Annotated in this window: 4 protein-coding genes; all 4 read left to right on the plus strand. The window is 37.1% G+C overall.

Translation table 11 applies throughout. The annotated features are described in order from the left end of the window. The first annotated feature begins 22 nt into the window (after positions 1-22). A complete protein-coding gene (locus M595_RS20340) occupies positions 23-7,816 on the plus strand; it encodes a non-ribosomal peptide synthetase (RefSeq protein WP_023068318.1) in 7,794 nt (2,597 codons plus the stop codon). A gap of 52 nt (positions 7,817-7,868) precedes the next feature. Beyond that, a complete protein-coding gene (locus tag M595_RS20345; protein WP_023068312.1) occupies positions 7,869-11,123 on the plus strand; it encodes a non-ribosomal peptide synthetase in 3,255 nt (1,084 codons plus the stop codon). A 62-nt stretch (positions 11,124-11,185) separates the two neighbouring features. Then, entirely contained in the window at positions 11,186-15,727 is a 4,542-nt protein-coding gene (locus tag M595_RS20350; protein WP_040484412.1) for a type I polyketide synthase, read from the plus strand. An 18-nt stretch (positions 15,728-15,745) separates the two neighbouring features. Next, positions 15,746-21,986, plus strand: a 6,241-nt coding sequence (locus M595_RS20355; protein ID WP_023068317.1) for a non-ribosomal peptide synthetase, incomplete at its 3' end; no start/stop codon positions are given.

A 21,986-nucleotide genomic window follows, 5' to 3' on the forward strand; every position in this document is an offset into this window, starting at 1 on the left:
AGTTTATTCAAAATTAATTTCTATGTCTAAACAAGATATCGTTGATATATACGAACTTTCTCCCATGCAACAGGGAATGCTCTTTCACACCCTGTATAATCCCAGTTCGGGTGTATATTTTGAGCAGCGGAGTTGTTTAATTTCTGGAAAACTAAATACACAAGCATTTAAGCAAGCTTGGCAACAGGTTATAACTCGATATCCCGTGTTGCGTACAGCTTTCTATTGGGAAGAATTAGAGAAGCCATTGCAAGTCGTTTATTCACAAGTTAACTTACCTTTTATTGAAGAAGACTGGCAAAATTTAACGCCAAACGAACAAGAGAATAAATTACAATCTTTTTTCATTTCAGATCGAGAAAAAGATTTTCAACTGGATCAAGCTCCCTTAATGCGTTGTGCCTTATTTAAACTACAAGAAAGCACTTATCAATTTGTTTGGAGCCATCATCATCTACTGATGGATGGTTGGTGTAATGGTTTGATCATCAAAGAAGTTTTAGCACTTTATGAAGCGTTTAAGCAAGGTCAAACCTTATCGCTTATACCCTCGCGTCCTTATCGAGAATATATTAGTTGGCTGCAACAGCAAGACCTCTCAAAAGCAGAAAAATTTTGGCATGAAAATCTTAAGGGCTTTACTACTCCAACGGCGTTAACAGTAGAATATTATCAAAATAAGGAAGATGTTCATGCTCAAGAATATCTCCAATTTTCCAGCGTAGAAACAATTAATATACAGTCATTTTGTCAGCAACATCACTTGACTCTAAATACCGTTATTCAAGGGGCTTGGGCATTACTTCTCAGTCGTTACAGTGGAGAATCTGATGTTGTATTTGGTGCAACAGTATCAGGTCGTCCTCCCACTTTACCGGGAGTAGAATCTATAGTTGGGCTGTTTATTAATACTCTGCCTGTACGGGTAAAAGTTTCTCCCAAAATGCAATTAATTTCCTGGTTGCAAACCCTACAAACTCAACAAATAGAACGAGAGCAATATGCTTATAGTTCTTTGATAGATATTCAAAAATGTAGTGAAGTTCCTACAGGAACATCGCTATTTGAAAGCTTGCTAGTCTTTGAAAATTATCCCATTTCTCTCGATACAGTATTAAATCAATCAAACAGCAGCTTAAACATCAGTCAAGCTTGGGGTTTTGAAAAGACAAATTATCCTCTAGCGTTGTTTGTTTTACCCAATTCTGAACTCTTATTAAGGATAGATTACAACAAAAGTCGTTTTATTCCTGAAAAAATTAAGCAGATTTTAAAACATTTTAAAATATTACTATTAGAATTAATTAGTAATCCTCAAGCGCGATTGTTTGAGTTATCCTTATTATCACCGACTGAACAGCATAAACTTCTGATTGAATGGAATAAAACAGAAACAGAAATTTCTCATCAAGCCGCTATTCATCAATTATTTGAAGCACAAGTTAAACAAACGCCCGATGCTGTTGCGGTTGCTGACGAACATCAACAATTAACCTATCAAACCCTCAATTACAAAGCAAATCAGCTTGCACATTACTTACATAAACAGGGTGTAAAATCTGAACAATTAATTGGGATTTGTTTAGAGCGTTCTTGTGAGATGCTCATCGCACTTTTAGCCGTTATGAAAGTCGGTGCTGCTTATGTTCCTCTTGATCCTGCCTATCCTAAAGAACGTCTAATTTTCATAATAGAAGATGCTAAGATTTCACTATTATTAACTCAATCTAACCTTTTCAATCACAACGGCAAAACAGATAAAGTTATTTATTTAGATGAGCAATGGGAAGCGATCGCACAACAGAATTCCGAAAATATTGACTCTCAAATTTCACCTCAAAATTTAGCCTATGTGATTTATACTTCTGGTTCTACAGGTCAGCCTAAAGGTGTAGAAATTTGCCATAACAGCTTAACAAACTTCTTAATAGCAATGCGTCAAAAACCGGGTTTATTAGCAGAAGATATTGTATTTTCAGTAACAACACTTTCGTTTGATATCGCAGCATTAGAATTATATTTACCTATAATTGTAGGCGCTCGTTTAATAATTATCAGTCGTGAAATTGCTAAAGATGGTGTTGCATTGCATGAAAAATTAAGCATTTTCAATCCAACACTAATGCAAGCCACACCTGCAACTTGGCGAATGTTAATAGCTGCTGGATGGACGGGAAGCAAAAATCTCAAAATTCTTTGCGGAGGTGAAGCACTCGATCATCATCTTGCCCAACAACTTTTACAAAATTCTGAACAAATTTGGAATCTTTATGGCCCAACAGAGACAACTATTTGGTCAGCTATTTATCAATTAGATTTAAGTTGTATTTATCCCGAAAAATCTACTTATGTTTCAATTGGTCGTCCCCTGGCTAATACTCAATTTTATGTCCTAGATTCTCACCTACAACCTGTTCCAATTGGTGTTCAAGGTGAACTTTATATTGCAGGTCTAGGTGTGGCTAGGGGTTACTTAAACCGTCCTCAATTAACCTCAGAAAAATTCATTCCCAATCCTTTTAGTAAAAATAAAACTCAAGAACGTCTCTATAAAACAGGAGATTTAGTGCGGTATTTACCCGATGGAAATATTGAATACTTAGGACGGTCAGATGATCAAGTTAAAATTAGAGGTTTTCGGATTGAACTGGGTGAAATTGAAGCGGCATTACACGAGTATCCAAAGGTCAAAAAAGCGGTAGCTATCGTCAACTCTGATCAAGCTGGCGAACAGCGTTTAGTTGTTTACTTTATTCGTGAAAATATAACTCAACAGTCACCAAAACAAGAATATATTAATAATCAAGCATTGCGTCTTTTTCTTGATGAAAAATTACCCAAATACATGATACCTTCCGCATTTGTAGAGTTAGAAGCCTTTCCTTTAACTCCCAATGGAAAAATAGATCGTCGTGCTTTAGCAGCCATTGAGTATCAACTTACTACCACAAATAACAGCATTAAACCTCAAACACCAGTTGAAGAAATTTTAGTCGGAATTTGGGAAAATATTTTAAACTTCCAGGGAATAGGAATTAATGAAAACTTTTTTGAATTGGGCGGACATTCCCTATTAGCAACTCGTGTAGTTTCCCAGATTAGACAAATCTTTAAAATCGAGTTTCCTTTGCGTTATTTATTCGATTTTCCTACAATTTATGAACTGGCTCAAGAAGTAGAGATTTTAACGCAGAATCGTTTAAAACTCTCCATTTCGCCCATTCAGCCAATATCTCGTTCTAACAATTTACCTCTGTCTTTCGCTCAACAACGACAATGGTTTTTATCACAGTTTGAACCGAACAATCCTTTTTATAATATTCCTGTAGCTATTCGTTTACAGGGAACTTTAAACATTACAATTCTCGAGCAAACTTTTTCAGAAGTGATTCATCGCCATGAAGTCTTAAGAACTGCTTTTCACACTATTGATGGAAAACCCCAACTTTCTATTTCAGAAACTTGTGAATTAGACTTACCGATTATTGATTTAAGTCAGTTGTCTGAAACTAAGAAACAAGCAACAACTGAGCAATTTTTATTTGCAGAAACCCAACAACACTTTGATCTTGGTTCTAGTCCATTATTTCGTATTAAGTTGCTGCGCCTGAAGGAACAAGAACATATATTACTCCTAGCTTTCCATCATATTATTTCTGATGGTTGGTCAATGGGTGTATTGTTACATGAACTCTCAACACTGTATCAAGCTTTTCTAAATCAAGAACCTTCTCCTTTAGAAGAATTACCCATTCAATATGTTGACTTTGCCAGTTGGCAGCGACAATGGTTAAAGGGTGAACTTTTAGAAAATCAGCTTTCTTATTGGCGACAAAAATTGCAGGATGCACCTACACTTTCACAGCTACCGACCGATCGCATTCGTCCAGCCATTCAAACTGTTCGAGGTGCCAGTTACACTTTTAAGATATCCCAGCAATTATTAGAAGGTTTAAAAATCCTCAGTCAGCAGTCAGGAAGTACCCTTTTTATAACTTTACTTACTGCATTTTACACATTAATTCATCGCTATACAGGCAATGAAGATCTTATTATTGGCTCTCCAATTGCCAATCGTAACAGATCCGAAATTGAAAAATTAATTGGCTTTTTTGTAAATACATTAGCTCTGCGAGCCGATTTATCAGGAAACCCAACCTTTGAGGAATTATTGCAGCGAGTTCGTCAAGTCTCGTTAGAAGCCTATGCACACCAATATTTACCTTTTGAACAGTTACTAGAAGAATTAAAAATTTCTCGATCTTTAAGTTACACACCTTTATTTCAAATCATGTTTGTGCTGCAAAATGCTCCTCTTAAAGAAGTAAACTTTTCGGATTTAAGTTGGAGTCCTATTGATATTCCTCGCCAAACAGCCAAATTTGATTTAACTCTGTCATTAACAGAAACAGATGATTATATCGTCGTAACTTTTGAATATAATACAGATTTATTTGAACAAAATACTATCCGCATACTCGCAGAGCATTTTCAAAATTTATTAGAAGCTATTATCGTCAACCCTGAACATAAAATCTCGGAATTAACGTTATTAAATCAAGATGAAAAACAGCAAATTTTAGTTGAATGGAATCAAACGAAAACTAATTATCCGCGAGAAGCTACTATTCATCAACTGTTTGAACAACAGGTTGAACAATATCCTGATGCGATCGCTCTGACCTACGCCGATCAACAACTCACTTATCGAGAACTTAATATTAAAGCCAATCAAATCGCACACTATCTGCGAAAAATCGGCACGAAAACCGATACATTAATCGGAATTTGCATGGAACGCTCAATTGAGACGTTTGTGAGTATTTTAGGAATTTTAAAAGCGGGAGCAGCCTATGTTGTTCTCGAAAAAAACTATCCTCAAGAACGCCTAGAATTTATCTTAGAAGATACTCAAGTTTATGCAATAATTACTGACCCAAACAGCACTCATTTTCCAGCTTTAAATATTCCTATTTTAAACCTAGAGACTGATTGGCAAATCCTGAGCCAAGAAAGCTCAAACAATCCCATTCATCAAGTAACAGCAGAAAACTTAGCTTATGTTATGTATACTTCCGGTTCCACAGGGAAGCCAAAAGGGGTGTGTATTCCTCATCGAGGAGTGGTTAGACTTGTTAAAGAAAATAATTATGTGAACTTTAATACTGAAGAAATTTTTCTTCAAGCTGCACCTCTTCCTTTTGATGCTTCCACTTTTGAAATTTGGGGAGCTTTACTCAATGGTGGACGCATCGTTATATTACCCAATCATCAGCCTTCTTTAAATGAACTCGGAGAAATTATTAAACAATATAATATAACTACACTCTGGCTAACAGCAGGGTTATTTCATCTCATGGTTGATGAACAGCTTCAAAGTTTTAAAAATGTTCGTCAACTCTTGGCGGGTGGTGATGTTTTATCGGTAGTTCATGTTAATAAACTATTAAAACAATTTCCTGATTGTAAACTTATTAATGGGTATGGCCCGACAGAAAGCACAACATTTTCCTGCTGTTACTCCATGACAAATGTTGGTCAAATTAGTCAATCAGTACCCATTGGTTATCCCATTTCTAATACTCAAATTTATGTACTAGATCGCTATCTTCATCCAGTACCTACAGGAGTTCCTGGTGAACTCTACATCGGGGGTGACGGTCTGGCTAGAGGTTATCTAAATCGACCCGATTTAACTGCCGAAAAATTTATTCCCAATCCTTTTAATCCTCAAATAACATCCCATCGTTTGTACAAAACTGGGGATTTAGTGCGATATAAACAGGATGGAACGCTTGAATATTTAGGTCGTTTGGATAATCAAGTTAAAGTTAGAGGTTTTCGGATAGAATTAGGAGAAATAGAAGCCGTATTAACCCAACATTCATCGGTTCAAGATGTAGCTGTAATTACAGATAATCAACGAGGAAACAAACGCCTTATTGCTTATGTAGTTCTCGATAAAAACTCAGAAGCTATTCAAAATCAATCTTTAAGCATCCTCTCTCAACTTCGAGCTTTTCTTACCGAAAAGTTACCGGACTATATGATTCCTGCTCTTTTTGTACCCATAGAATCACTTCCCCTGACTTCCAATGGAAAAGTGGACTATCGAGCTTTATCCCAACGAGAAATTCTTCAATTGGAATCTCAATCAGAATTGGTCAATCCTCAAACTGAAATTGAAATTAAGCTGGCTGAAATTTGGTCGGAAATTCTTCAAGTTGAGCGGATAGGAATTCACGATAATTTCTTTGAGATCGGAGGAGATTCTATTTTGGCAATTCAGATTATTAGTAAAGCCAGTAAAGCAGGAATTCAGCTTACACCTAAACAAATTTTTCAATATCAAACAATAGCGGAATTAGCTGCAATGGCTACTGTAGAGAAAGCTATCAATAGCGAACAAGGATTAATAACAGGTTCAGTTCCTCTAACTCCAATTCAACATTGGTTTTTTGAAAATCATAAGCAAGATATTTCTCACTTTAATCAGGCGATTTTGATTGAAGTTAAACAAAGTCTTGATATTGCTATTCTAGAAAAAACAGTTCAGCAGTTATTAATTCACCATGATGCACTACGTCTTCAGTTTGAGCAAACAGAATTAGGCTGGAAACAAACAATAGCTTACCCCAACTCCGAGATACCGTTAATCTACTTTGATTTATCTAATCTCCCAGAACCCGAACAAAACCAAGCTCTTGAATTCACCGTCAATGAAGTTCATAAAAGTCTGAACCTGTTAACTGGCAGCTTGGTTAGAGTTGCGCTGTTAAATTTAGGATGTGATCGGGGTTATCGCCTGCTGTTTGTTATTCATCATTTAGCTGTCGATGGTTTATCTTGGCGAATTTTATTAGAAGATTTTCAAACGATCTATAAACAACTAGACACTCATCAAAAAATAGACCTTTCATTAAAAACGACCTCCCTAAAACAATGGTCTGAAGCTTTGCAAGAATATGCAAACTCAGAGTTAATTCAACAAGATCGAAATTATTGGTTAACTGTTATAACTCAAGATACTGATTCATTACCTGTAGATTGCTGTCGGGGAGAAAACACGGTTCAAGCATCAGAAACAGTTACAATATCTCTCAGCTTGGAAAAAACAAAAGCCTTGCTTAAAGATATTCCATCGGCTTATAATACTCAGATTAATGATATTTTGCTAACGGCATTGACACAAACGATATCTACCTGGACAGGTCAAAAGTCCCTGTTAGTTGATTTAGAAAATCATGGTAGAGAATCTCTGCTAAATGATCTCAACCTTTCTCGAACAGTCGGATGGTTTACATCTATTTTCCCGATCCTATTAGAATTAAATACAATAGATTTAGGAGAATCAATAAAAACAATTAAAGAACAACTTCGTCAAGTTCCTAACTCGGGAATGGGCTATGGAATTTTACGCTATCTGGCTGCTTCAGAATCAAAAATTCCCAATTCTAAAGCTGAAATCTGTTTTAACTATCTGGGACAATTTGATAAAATGTTATCATCTTCTATGATGGGTGTAGCCTCGGAATCAAGCGGTCAAGCTCGTAGTTCAAAACAAACCAGACCTTATTTGTTAGAAATTAATGGATTAATTATTCAAGGAAAACTAAAATTTAACTGGACATACAGCAAAAACTTTCATCATCACACCACGATAGAAAACTTAGCAATGGACTTTAAAGAAGCTTTAAATAAGCTTATTAATCACTGCTGTTCGTCCGAAGCGGGAGGTTATACACCCTCTGATTTTTCATTGGCTGAACTCGATCAAAATCAACTTAATCAAGTTCTAGACCAAATAGAATTTTAAACCTTAACTATTTTCCTAAAACCTGAACAAGCAAACTTACAGCCAAACGAAAATGAATCAAAAAAATATAGAAGATATCTATCCACTTTCTCCAATGCAGCAAGGAATGCTGTTTCATAGTTTGTTAGCTCCCGAATCAGGAGCTTACATTGTACAGTCTTGTTATGAAATCCAAGGCAGTTTAAATCGCACTGCTTTTGAACAAGCTTGGCAGGAAGTTATTAATAGACATTCAATTTTAAGAACAGCTTTTGTTTGGGAAAAATTAGAGAAACCCCTACAAGTTGTTGGTCGAGAAGTCAAAGCTGTAACTGTTTATCAGGATTGGCAACACCTCACACCAGAGCAACAACAAACCCAACTTAATTTTTTACTAAAAAATCAACGAAAACAAGGCTTTAACCTAGCAAAACCGCCTTTAATGTCTTTTAATTTAATTCAAGTTCAAAATGATATTTATCAATTCATTTGGACGTATCATCACCTGTTATTAGATGGTTGGTCTGTTCCGTTGATTATCAAGGAATTTATTACCGTTTATGAAACTATTATTCAAGATCAAAAATTACCTCTAGAAAAGCCTCGTCCCTATCGAGATTATATCGCTTGGTTACAACAGCAAGACCTATCGAATGCTCAGACATTTTGGAGTAAAATACTTCAAGGTTTAACGACACCAACAACAATTAGCCGTCAAACTGACCGCTTTAAAAGTCCAAATAAAAACTATCAAGAACAGCATCTTCAGCTTTCGGAAGAAGTCACAGCAAAACTGAAATTTTTCGCCAAACAACATCAAGTCACTATTAACAGTTTAGTACAAGCAGCGTGGGCATTAATTTTAAGTTTTTATAGCGGAGAAAATGATGTCATATTTGGATCAACTTATTCGGGTCGTCCGACCAACTTAATGAACGCTGAACAGATAGTGGGAGTATTTATTAATACCCTTCCGGTGCGAATTTATATAGATGGAAAAGCAACTTTATTGCAATGGATTAAACAACTTCAATCTCAACAAATAGAAGCACAGCAATATCAATATATCCCTTTAGTAGAAATCCATCGTTTGAGTGAGATTTCCAGAAATTTACCCTTATTTGAGAGTCTTGTTATTTTTGAAAACTATCCAGTTGATACGGCTCTCAAACAATCCCTAAAAAATCTCAAGATTAAAAATGTTTCGGCTCAAGAACAAACCAACTATCCTCTAACACTTTACGCAGTCAGTGATTCTCAGCTTTCACTAAAACTTGTCTATGATTCTGAACACTTTAACTCAGTAACAATTACTCAAATTTTAGATAATTTAAAAACCTTACTCTTAAGCATAATTACAAATCCGCAGCAAAAGCTTTATCAACTTTCACTGTTATCTCAATCTGAGCAACACAAACTGCTAGTAGATTGGAATAAGACTCAAACAACATTTGAAAAACTCGCCTGTATCCATCAACTTTTTGAAACCCAAGCCGAACAAACACCGGATGCTATTGCTATTGCTGACTCACATCAACAACTCAGCTATCAAAAGCTTAATAAAACGGCAAATCAACTCGCTCACCACCTACAAAAACAGGGCGTTCAACCCGAACAAACTATTGGCATTTGTTTAGAGCGTTCCTGTGAAATGGTCATTGCTTTATTAGCCGTTTTAAAACTTGGAGCCACATATATTACCCTTGACCCTGCTTATCCTAAAGACCGTCTTAATTTTATTATAGACAACGCACAAATCTCATTGATTATTACTCAAACTTCCCTGAACTCTCTCCGATTATGCGTTGAAAATATTCTCAATATAGACGAACAGTGGTCAATTATTGCTCAAGAAAAAACTGAGAATTTTTATAATAACATTACACTGGAAAATCTCGCCTACATTATTTACACTTCTGGTTCTACGGGTCAACCAAAAGGTGTACAAGTTTCTCATCACGCCCTGAGTAACTTTCTGTTTGCTATTAATCAACATCTCAACCTAATACCATCAGACGTTTTATTATCTGTTACCAGCCTCTCTTTTGATATTGCCGCCTTAGAACTTTATTTGCCTTTGATTATCGGGGCGCGTGTAGTGATTGCCAGCCAAAAAACAACCGCAGACAGCCAACAACTTCAACATCAAATCAGCCAATTAAACATCACAATTATGCAAGGCACGCCCGCCACCTGGCAAATGTTAATACTAGGTGGGTGGTCGGGAAAGCACAACCTAAAAATTCTCAGTGGAGGAGAAGCATTAGACCCTAAATTAGCCCAACAACTTTATCAAAATTCTCTACAACTTTTTAACGTTTACGGCCCGACTGAAACAACAATTTGGTCATCCATTTATCAAGTTAAAAACTCAGAATATTTAGATAAAAATCAAACCGTTTTAATTGGTCGTCCTCTTGCTAATACGGAGTTTTATATTCTTGATAAAAACCTACAACCCGTTCCGATAGGAGTACCCGGAGAGTTATATATTGGAGGAGCCGGAGTCGCCAGAGGGTACTTAAATCGAGCCGACTTAACCGCAGAACGTTTTTTACCTAATCCATTTAAAAATACTTCTGAACGCCTGTATAAAACGGGAGATTTAGTGCGATATCTGAACGATGGAAATGTTGAGTATTTAGGACGGTTAGACTCTCAAGTTAAACTGCGAGGGTTTAGAATAGAATTAGGAGAAATAGAAGCGATATTAAAACAACATCCGCAAGTTCAACAAGCGGTCGTAGTAGTCAATTCACAAAACCAAGAAAAGCGTCTGATAGCTTATATTTTATTTTCAGAAAAATCAGAGTTAACTGTAACAAAACTGAGAAAATTTTTAGAAGAAAAGTTGCCAATTTATATGAGACCTTCTGCTTTTATAATATTAGATGCTTTGCCTCTCACTCCCAATGGTAAAATTAATAGACGAGCGCTTCCAATACCCGAACAAATTCGTCCACAGTTAGAAGCAACTTATGTGATGCCAAAGACTGAAATTGAAAAAACAATTGCTCAGATTTGGCAAAAAGTTCTTAATCTAGAAAATATTGGCATTCACGATAACTTTTTTGATTTGGGGGGACATTCTTTATTAATGGTGAGGGTTCATAGCCAATTGAGAACAGCATTTTCATCTGATATTCCATTAGTAGAAATGTTTAGATATCCGACCATTCATGCTTTGGCTGATTATTTTAATCACTCCCGATTAGAATCAAGTAATCAGCCAGAGGATAGAACAGAACAGCTTACAGTTGGCAAGAAAAGGTTATCTCAACTCCGTCAACGAAAAGCTTTTCGAGATAATAAACATCAAAATAATTAAAATTTAATTTTACTGTCCTCTGTTTGAAAAATTAATCTTGCTCACAAATGGAAAACTTAAAAATGGCTACTCAATATAACGGTTTAGAAATTGCAATCATTGGAATGGCTGGTCGCTTTCCAGAAGCTCAGAATCTAGAAGCATTTTGGGACAACTTGAAAAATGGAGTTGAGTCTATTCATTTCTATCAAGACAAAGAACTTCTAGAACTTGGAATAGATGAGGATCTGATTAATCATCCTCAATATATTAAAGCCGGTGGAAAATTAGACGGAATAGACTTATTTGATGCTGAGTTTTTTGGGTTTAATCCTAAAGAAGCAGAACTTCTCGATCCCCAACATCGTTTATTCTTAGAATGTGCTTGGGAAGCTCTAGAAAATGCGGGTTATGACTCCGAAAAATACTCGGGAACAATTGGTGTTTACGGGGGAGCGGGAATGAATGGTTATCTATTCAATCTTTATACAAACCCAAAAATCAGAAATTCAGTCAGCAACTACCAGCTTTTTTTAGCGAGTGATAAAGATTTTCTAACAACCAGAGTATCGTATAAATTGAATCTTTCTGGGCCAAGTATTGATATTCAAACAGCCTGTTCAACTTCATTGGTTGCTGTTCATTTGGCTTGTCAAAGTTTATTAAGTGGAGATTGTGATATCGCCTTGGCGGGAGGGGTTGCAATTTCTAAACAAGTTGGTTATTTATATCAAGAAGAAGGCATTTATTCCCCTGACGGACATTGCCGAACATTTGATGCTCAAGCTCAAGGAACCATCGGGGGAAATGGTGTCGGAATTGTTGTATTAAAACGATTAGAAGATGCCATCAATTCCGGGGATTCAATTCAGGCAATTATTAAAGGATCGGCAATTAATAATGATGGTGCATTTAAAGTCAGTTATACTGCTCCTAGAATTGATACTCAAGCACAAGTTATTCGAGCGGCTCAAATCATGGCAGAAGTCGAGCCAGAAACGATTAGCTATATCGAAGCGCATGGAACAGGAACTGCTTTGGGTGATCCTATAGAAATTTCTGCATTAACTCAAGCTTTTCGTGCGGGTACTGAGAAGAAAAATTTTTGTGCGATCGCCTCTGTAAAACCTAATGTTGGACACTTAGATGCTGCGGCAGGAATTGCTGGTTTAATCAAAACAATTCTCGCTCTAAAACATCAACAAATTCCCCCTTTAGTTCACTTTGAAAAACCGAACGAACAAATTAATTTTGAGGACAGTCCCTTTTATGTAAACACGAGTTTATCAAACTGGACAACGAAAAATTCTCCTCGGCGAGCAGGTGTAAGTTCTTTTGGAATTGGAGGAACAAATGCTCATGTTATCTTAGAAGAAGCGCCAATAATTCAACCATCTAGTCCTTCTCGTTCCTGGCAATTACTCCTAGTTTCAGCAAAAACAAATACAGCTTTAGAAACGGCTACTAACAATTTAGTCACTTATTTCAAGCAACATTCAGACTTAAACCTAGCTGATATAGCGTATACATTAAAAGTCGGGCGTCGTGCATTTAATTATCGGCGGATGATGGTTTGCCAAACCCTAGAAGAAGGCATAAAAACCTTAGAATCTTTAGAACCAGATCAAGTTTTTACGCAATTTCAAGAACCGAGTCATCATTCTGTAATCTTCATGTTTTCCGGGCAAGGAACCCAGTATGTAAATATGGGTTTGGAACTCTATCAAACAGAGCCTATTTTTAGAGAAATTGTTGACGATTGCAGTGAAACCCTTAAGCCTCATCTCAATTTAGATTTACGGAATATTCTTTATCCAAAACAATCTCAATGTGATGAGACTATTAACGAAACTCTCTATGCTCAACCCGCTCTTTTTGTCGTTGAATATGCTCTGGCGAAACTGTGGATGGCTTGGGGAATTTATCCCGAAGCAATGATCGGCCATAGCGTTGGGGAATATGTAGCCGCTTGTTTGGCGGGTATTTTTTCCTTAAAAGATGCACTTTTTCTGATTGCAAATCGAGCAAAATTGATGCAGAAACAGCCTCACGGTGCAATGATTTCTGTTGCGTTATCGATAGAAGATGTGCAACCATTGCTAAGTTCAGAAATTGCAATTGCGGCAAGTAATGCACCTAAATTATCTGTATTATCGGGTTCAATAGCAGCCATTGATCGCTTACAAGAACATCTAGAAAAACAGGGAATTCCATATAAAAGACTGCACACTTCCCATGCTTTTCACTCTCCAATGATGGACTCTGCAAAAACTGAATTTCTGGAAATTATCGAAAAACTTTCGTTAAATAATCCTCAAATTCCTTTCATTTCAAATCTCACCGGAACTTGGATAACTGCTGAACAGGCAACCGATCCGAACTATTGGGCTAAACATCTGCGTCAAACGGTTTTATTTTCATCAGGAATTGCAGAGTTAATTCAAGATAAAAGTCGCATTTTTTTAGAAGTAGGGCCGGGACGAACTTTAAGTTCTCTGACGAAACAGCAATCAGATTTCAAGGAACAGCTTGTGCTATCCTCTATTCGTCATCCTCAACACAATCAATCTGATACAGCTTTTTTACTCACAACTTTAGGCAAGCTTTGGCAGGCCGGAGTTAATATTAATTGGTCGGGATTTTATACCGATGAAAATCGTCAACGCTTACCATTACCAACCTATCCTTTTGAACGCAAAAAATACTGGGTTGAACCTTCGTCAGAGCCTCAACAAAAACCCAATAAAAAACGAAGTTTAGCAGACTGGTTTTATGTTCCGACTTGGGAAAGAATGCTATCACCTGATTCTGTAGATGTGAATCGTTTAAGTCAACTCAAAAAAAGTTGGTTAATTTTTATAGATTCTCTCGGAATTGGGACAGAAATTGCTCAAAAGTTAATTAATGCAGGTCAGGAGGTTGTGATGGTCAGTAGAGGAGAAACCTTTGACGAAGTGGGTTATCGAACTTTTGAGATCAATCCTCAAGAAAAACAGGATTACCAGGCTTTAATTGAAGATTTAAACCTGCGAGAGTTTCATCCCGATTATATTGTTCATCTTTGGGGAATCGAAGACGATAAACCCTCGTCAAATTCAAGCTTGAAAACAGATCGAAATCAAGAATTTTACAGTTTACTGTTTTTAACCCAAGCGATTAATCCTGGAAAAATTGATAATACTATACAAGTTTTTGTCGTTACAAATCCCATCTATAATGTCATGGGTTCAGAAGAAGTTAATCCGGAAAAAGCAACAGTTTTAGGGCTATGTTTGGGAATTGGGCAAGAATATCCTCAACTGTCTTGTCGTCATCTTGATGTTATGGTTCCGACTGCAAAAGAAAATCATAAAAAACTCAGTGATTGCCTACTTGCAGAATTCATAGATGAACCTACAGAATTAACTGTTGCTTACCGGGATTATTATCGCTGGAAGCGTACATTTAAACCCATTCGCATTGATGCAAATCAAGATAAAAATATACAACTACGACAAGGCGGAGTCTACTTAATTGTTGGGGATTTTGATTCAGGAATTGGTCATGTTTTAGCAAAATATTTAACTGAAAATCTGCAAGCTAAACTAATTTTAGTCAGTTCTAAAGAAATCCCCGCTTATTCATATTATCTCACTTTCAAAGCAGATATTACCAATGAAGATGCAATGCAAGCCATTGTAGAAAAAATAGATGAACAGTTTGGCGAACTTCATGGTGTCATCTATTCAACACCCATGAGTAATGAACACTCTATCGATTTACTCCAACAACTGAAGCCGGAAAAATGCGAGTATGGTTTTCAAGAACAAGTTAAAGGATTGTTGGTTTTAGAAAAAGTGTTGCGGGATAAACAACCAGACTTTTATCTCCTTCAATCTTCACTTTCATCAATTATTGGTGGAATTGGTTTGGCTGCTTACTCTGCTGCTAATCAAGTCATTGATGCGTTCGCCAATTTTAAAAATAATCAAAATTTAGCGAATAAAATTTCAACTTTATGGTATTCTGTAAATTGGGATGCAATAGCCTATCAAACCGAACAAAAAACGGTCACAGGATTAGGTGCAAATTTAGCAGAATTTACCCTAAAACCCGATGAAGTTTGTCAAGTTTTTCAGCGAATTTTATCATTAAAATCGCCGACTCAAGTCATCGTTTCTAAGGGAGACTTAGACACTCGGATTAATCAGTGGGTCAAGTTTAAACCTGTGTCAGAGAAAATTGACAATCCGCAAACCAGGCTCCAATCATCGGCTTCAGGACATTCTCGCCCCAACTTATCTCAAGAATATGTTGCACCCCGTGATGAAATTGAACAAGCTATTGCTATAATTTTGCAAGAAGTTCTGGGCATCGAGGAGGTTGGAGTGAACGACAACTTCTTTGATCTTGGGGGACACTCTCTGCTGGCGATTCAGGCGATTTCCCGTCTGCGAGAGACATTCCAGGTTGAGTTACCTTTGCGGAATTTGTTGTTTGAAACGCCGACGGTAGCGGGGATTGCAACAGTAATCGCTCAAAATCAACCTCAACCCGATGAATGGCAAGAGATGGCCGAATTACTGGCAGAGGTCAAAAGCCTCTCTCCTGACGAAGTTCAACAGCACCTAGATACAGACAAGTAATTTTTAAATTCGCGACTAATGAAGAATCAATCTCAAGAATTTTTAAAACAAATTGCTAATCTTTCTCCAGAACAACGAAAGCTGTTTGAGCGACGCCTGCAACAGAGAGGGTTAAAGCGTCTGAATGTGCAGACCATTCCTCGGAGACAGACCTCTGACCTGCCATTGTCTTTTGCTCAACAACGTCTCTGGTTCATTCAACAGCTTGACCCGAGTAATAGTTCATACAATGTCCCCAGTGCTTTACGTTTGCGGGGACGCCTGAATGTGGCGATATTAGAACGAACTCTTAATGAAATTGTCCGGCGACATGAGACGTTGCGAACGACTTTTACAACCAACGCCGACAAACAACCCATTCAAATTATTTCACCCTTTAAACCATTTTCGTTACCCGTTTTTGACCTGACTCAACTAACTGAAAAAGAGGCAGAAATTGAACGTATTGTTACCGAATTTACTCAACATCCTTTTGATTTTAGTCATCCTTTATTGCGATTAATATTATTGCAGTTGGATGAAACTGATTTTATTCTGCTGATGGCTACCCATCATATTATTTCTGATCGGTGGTCGATAGGGGTTTTTCTGCGAGAAATGGGTATTTTGTATAAAGCTTTTGTTGAAAATAAAAATTCTCCATTAGCAGAATTACCGATTCAATATGCAGACTGGGCGATTTGGCAACGTCAAAGACTTCAGGGTGAACTTTTAGAAACTCAAGTTAATTATTGGAAGCAGCAACTTGGGGATGAATTACCCGTTTTAGAACTTCCTCTCGATTACCCACGACCTGCAATTTCAACAGATAAAGGGGAGCATTATCCGATTGCTCTCTCTAAAGCTTTGTCTGATTCATTGAAGGCATTAGCAGCAAAAGAAGGCATTACATTATTTACATTATTATTAACAAGTTTTAAAGTTTTACTCCACCGTTATACTCAGCAAAATGATATCATTATTGGGACGGATATAGCAAATCGTGACCGTTCGGAAATTGAGGGTTTAATTGGACTGTTAGTTAATACTTTAGTTTTGCGGACAAATGTGGCTGGAAATCCTTCTTTTCGAGAGTTATTACAGCGAGTTCGAGAAGTAACTTTAGGAGCTTATGCTCATCAAGATTTACCATTTGAAAAGTTGGTTGAAGTGTTGAACCCCGAACGCAATCTCAGCCAGATGATGCCCCTTTTTCAGGTCAAGTTTGACCTGCAACTCGCCCCGGTAAAACCTTTAGAATTATCAGGGTTAATATTAGAACGTTTACCTTTAGAAAGTAAGACCGTTAAATATGAACTTCGCTTCAATCTTCAGGATACCGAACAGGGTATAAAAGGACAAGTTGAGTACAACACAGATTTATTTAAAGAAGCTACAATTGCTCGTTTAGTTGAGCATTTCCAAACCCTACTTTCAAGTATTGTAGCGAATCCAGAAGAACGTTTATCAGGGTTATCACTTCTTTCAGAAACCGAACAACAAACCCTTTTAGTTCAATTTAATAATACTCAACATGACTTCAAAGATAGCAGATGTATTCATCAGTTATTTGAAGAACAAGTTAAAATAGAACCGGATGCAGTTGCGGTAATTTTTAATCGGGATATTCTCACCTATAAAACACTCAATGAACGAGCGAATCAGCTTGCTCATTATCTTCAAAAATCAGGAATAAAACCAGAAGATAAAGTTGGAATTTGTGTTAATCGTTCTGTTGAGATGGTTGTCGCAATTTTAGCAACTCTAAAAGCGGGCGCTGCTTATGTTCCTCTCGATCCCGCTTATCCGTTAGAACGTCTATCTTTTATTGTAGAAGATGCACAAATTTCGGCGTTAATTAGTCAATCGGAAATTTTAATAGAAGCCAAAAAGACTCACTCAAGAATTAATCTTGATAAAGACTGGAATAAAATCACTCAAGAAAGTTCAGAAAATCCAACCTCTGAAGTAACAGAAAATAACTTAGCTTATGTCATTTATACTTCCGGTTCAACAGGTAAACCCAAAGGTGTAGCAATAGAACATCGGAGTACAATACAGTTAATTCATTGGGCGAAAGAAGTTTTTAGTCCAGAAAGTCTTGCAGGTGTTCTTGCCTCAACTTCCATCTGTTTTGATCTATCCGTATTTGAATTATTTGTTCCGCTTAGTTGGGGAGGAAAAATAATTTTAGCTGAAAATGCTTTAGATTTACCCAATTTACCTGCGGCCGATCAAATAACATTAATTAATACAGTCCCCAGTGCGATCGCTCATCTCCTTCAAATTAAGGGAATTCCGTCATCAGTTTGTACAGTGAATTTAGCCGGAGAAGCATTACAAAATCGCCTGGTTCAACAGCTAGAAGAACAGAAAAAAATTCAGCAAATTTATAACCTCTACGGCCCTTCCGAAGACACAACTTATTCAACTTATGCTTTGGTAAAAAGTAGTTCTAAATTATCCGTTCCCATTGGTCAACCGATCAATAATACTCAAGCCTATGTTTTAGATCAATATTTACAAGCTGTTCCCATTGGAGTTAAGGGGGAATTGTATTTGGGAGGTGACGGACTGGCCAGAGGCTATTTAAATCGACCAGAATTAACAGCCGAAAAGTTTATCTCAAATCCCTATAAAATTTCTCAAGAAAATACGGTAAATAGACTGTATAAAACAGGTGATTTAGTTCGCTATCAAGCGGATGGAACGTTAGAATTTTTAGGACGTATTGATCATCAAGTTAAAATCAGAGGTTATCGAATTGAAATCGGAGAAATTGAAGCCGTTTTAAGTCAATATCCTGCTTTGCATGAATGTGTAGTAACGGTGCGAGAAGACGAACAGAATAATAAACGTTTGGTGGCTTATGTTGTCTTTTTATCCCAAGATGAACAATCAAATGTGAATCACCTCCGACGCTTTTTAGAACAAAAGTTACCCAGTTACATGATACCCGGTACTTTTGTAAAATTGGAAGCTTTACCCCGTCTTCCCAATGGAAAAATCAACCGCAAATCTCTACCCATTCCCGATACATTTAGACCAGAATTAACAGTTGAATATATTGAACCGAAAACTGAATTAGAAAGAACCATCGCTAAAATTTGGCAAAAAGAACTTAATATTAAGTCAGTTGGAGTTAACGATAACTTCTTTGAGTTGGGCGGACATTCTCTATTAGGTATTAAAATTATTGCCGAAATCAGCGAAGAAATTGGCGTACAAATTCCCTTGCGTTCTTTATTTGAAAAACCCACAATATTTGGATTGGCTGAACAGATTAAAACTCAAAATCAAGCCCTATCTGTTTCGCCTTTACCTCAAATTATTCCTCACCCAGAAGACCGTCATCAACCCTTCCCGCTCACCGATATCCAGCAAGCGTATTTGATGGGTCGTAGCGAAGCCTTTGAGTTAGGAAATATTGCAACACATGGGTATCGTGAAATCGAAACAATTGGCTTAAAAGTTGAACAACTCGAACGAGCATTACAACGCTTAATTGAACATCAAGATATGCTGCGGGTTATTATTAAAACCGATGGACAACAGCAAATATTAGCTGAAGTTCCTCCCTATAAAATCAAAACAATAGACTTGCAGGGAGAAAATCCCGAGCGTGTTACCGCAACATTAGAAGAAATGCGCGATCGTCTCTCTCACCAAATTTTACTCACAGATCGCTGGCCGTTATTTGAAATTCAAGCCGCTTTATTGGGAGACAATAAAACTAGATTTTTTGTGAGTTTTGATGTTTTGATTGGGGATGCTTGGAGTTTGCAAATCATCGGACGTGAACTCGCAAAACTGATTCAAAATCCTGATGTTTATTTACCTTCTTTATCCCTCTCTTTCCGAGATTATGTCTTGGCTGAAAATGCTTGGCGGGATTCCGAACTTTATCATCGTTCTCGCAACTATTGGCAAAACCGTCTTGTTAACTTACCTCCCGCTCCCGAACTTCCCCTTCAGCACAATTTAGCCACTATAAAAAATCCTCGGTTTGTACGCCGAAGTGGACAATTAGAACCTCAAACTTGGCAACGTCTCAAACAAAAAGCAACTCAAATTAGTATCACTCATTCTGGATTTTTACTGGCAGCTTTTGCAGAAATGTTAACAACTTGGAGTAAAAGTTCAAAATTTACTCTCAATTTAACTCTCTTTAATCGCCTGCCCGTTCATCCAGAAGTTAATGAGATTATCGGTGATTTTACCTCATCTTTATTGTTAGAAATAGATAACCAACAACAGAATAATTTTATAACTCGTGCTAAAAACGTTCAAGCACAACTTTGGGAAGATTTAGATCATCGTTATGTTAGCGGAGTTCAGGTTTTGCGAGATTTAGCTCGGATTCAAGGGCGAGTTTCGGGTGCATTAATGCCCGTTGTATTTACCAGTACCTTAACTCAAAATACTCCTCAAATGTCCCGGAGAAACTGGCAAACAGAAGTCGTTTATAGCTTGAGTCAAACCTCTCAAGTTTACTTCGATCATCAAGTCTCTGAAATAGGCGGTGCTTTAGTCTTTAATTGGGATACAATTGACGAACTTTTCCCAACCGGATTATTAGATGAAATGTTTGCGGCTTACTCTAGCTTTTTAGAGCGTTTAGCCAATGAAGATGAACTATGGAACACCACAAATCGGCAAGTTTTACCACCAGCACAACTGCAAAAAATTACAGAAATTAATGCAACTGACACCGATTTTAAAATTTCAAATCAACTCCTGCACAATTTGTTTTTTGAGCAAGTACCTGTCTATTCAGAAAATATTGCTGTTGTTAGTGGAGAACGGACATTAACCTATAAAGAATTAAGTAATATTGCTCAAAATTTAGCAAAGCAACTTCAGAAACTCGGCGTTTCTTCTAATCAATTAGTTGCAATTATTATGGAAAAAGGTTGGGAACAAGTTGTCGCTGCTTTGGGTATTTTAGCAGCAGGTGCAGCTTATGTTCCTATCGATCCTCAACTGCCAAAAGAACGACGGTTGCACCTATTACAAGAAACTGAGGTTAAACAAATTCTCACACAATCTTGGCTGAATCATAAATTAGAAATTCCAGAAAATATCGCGCGAATTTGTGTAGATAACCTTGAACTTTCTTCAGAAGAAACCGAACACTTGGCTTTAAACACTCATAATAGTCCCCAAGATTTAGCCTATGTGATTTATACCTCTGGTTCTACGGGATTACCAAAAGGAGTAATGATCGATCATCAAGGCGCAGTTAACACAATTATTGATATTAATCAGCGTTTTAATATTACCTCAGATGACCGAATTTTAGCTCTATCTGCGCTGAACTTTGACCTATCAGTGTATGATATTTTGGGGACGTTAGCAGCCGGAGGAACGATTGTTATCCCTAATGCTGAGGCGACTAAAGATCCGGCTCATTGGGTAGAATTAATTGAACAGCAAGAAATTACAGTTTGGAATTCTGTTCCCGCATTGATGCAAATGCTGTTAGAACATTTAAACTCTCGCTCTGAAGTGAAAAATTCCTTACGTTTAGTCTTACTTAGTGGAGATTGGCTACCCTTAGATTTACCCAACCGCATCAAAAATACACTGAATAAAAATACTAAAATTATTAGCTTAGGAGGTGCAACAGAAGCGTCAATTTGGTCGATTCTTTATCCGATTGACACGGTTAATCCGAATTGGAAAAGTATTCCCTATGGTCGTCCAATGGCGAACCAACGTTTTTATGTTTTGAATGAAGCTTTAGAGCCTTGTCCGATGTGGGTGACAGGACAGCTTTATATTGGTGGAATTGGACTCGCTAAAGGATATTGGCGAAATCCTGAAAAGACAAATAAAAGTTTTATTATTCATCCTAAAACCCAAGAAAAATTATACAAAACGGGAGACTTAGGGCGATATTTACCCGATGGAAATATAGAATTTTTAGGTCGGGAAGACTTTCAAGTTAAAATTAATGGATACCGAATAGAACTCGGTGAAATTGAATCCACTTTAAAACACCATTCAGCCATTCAAGAAGCAATCGTCACAGCTATAGGGGAAACACGAGAAAATCAACAATTAGTTGCTTATATTGTTCCGAAAGAACCCCAAAATGTCTCCGGTATTGATCGGATTGAATTCAAGTTACAACAACCGGGACTACGCGCCGAAGAAGCTAAACAACCCAGCATTGAGTTACCCAAACCCGAACTCAGTGAAGAATTTACTCGGGCTTATTTACAACGTCAGAGTTATCGAAAATTCTTGGATAAACCGATATCTTTACAAGAATTTA

It is taken from the genome of Lyngbya aestuarii BL J, from assembly GCF_000478195.2.
GTDB lineage: Bacteria > Cyanobacteriota > Cyanobacteriia > Cyanobacteriales > Microcoleaceae > Capilliphycus > Capilliphycus aestuarii.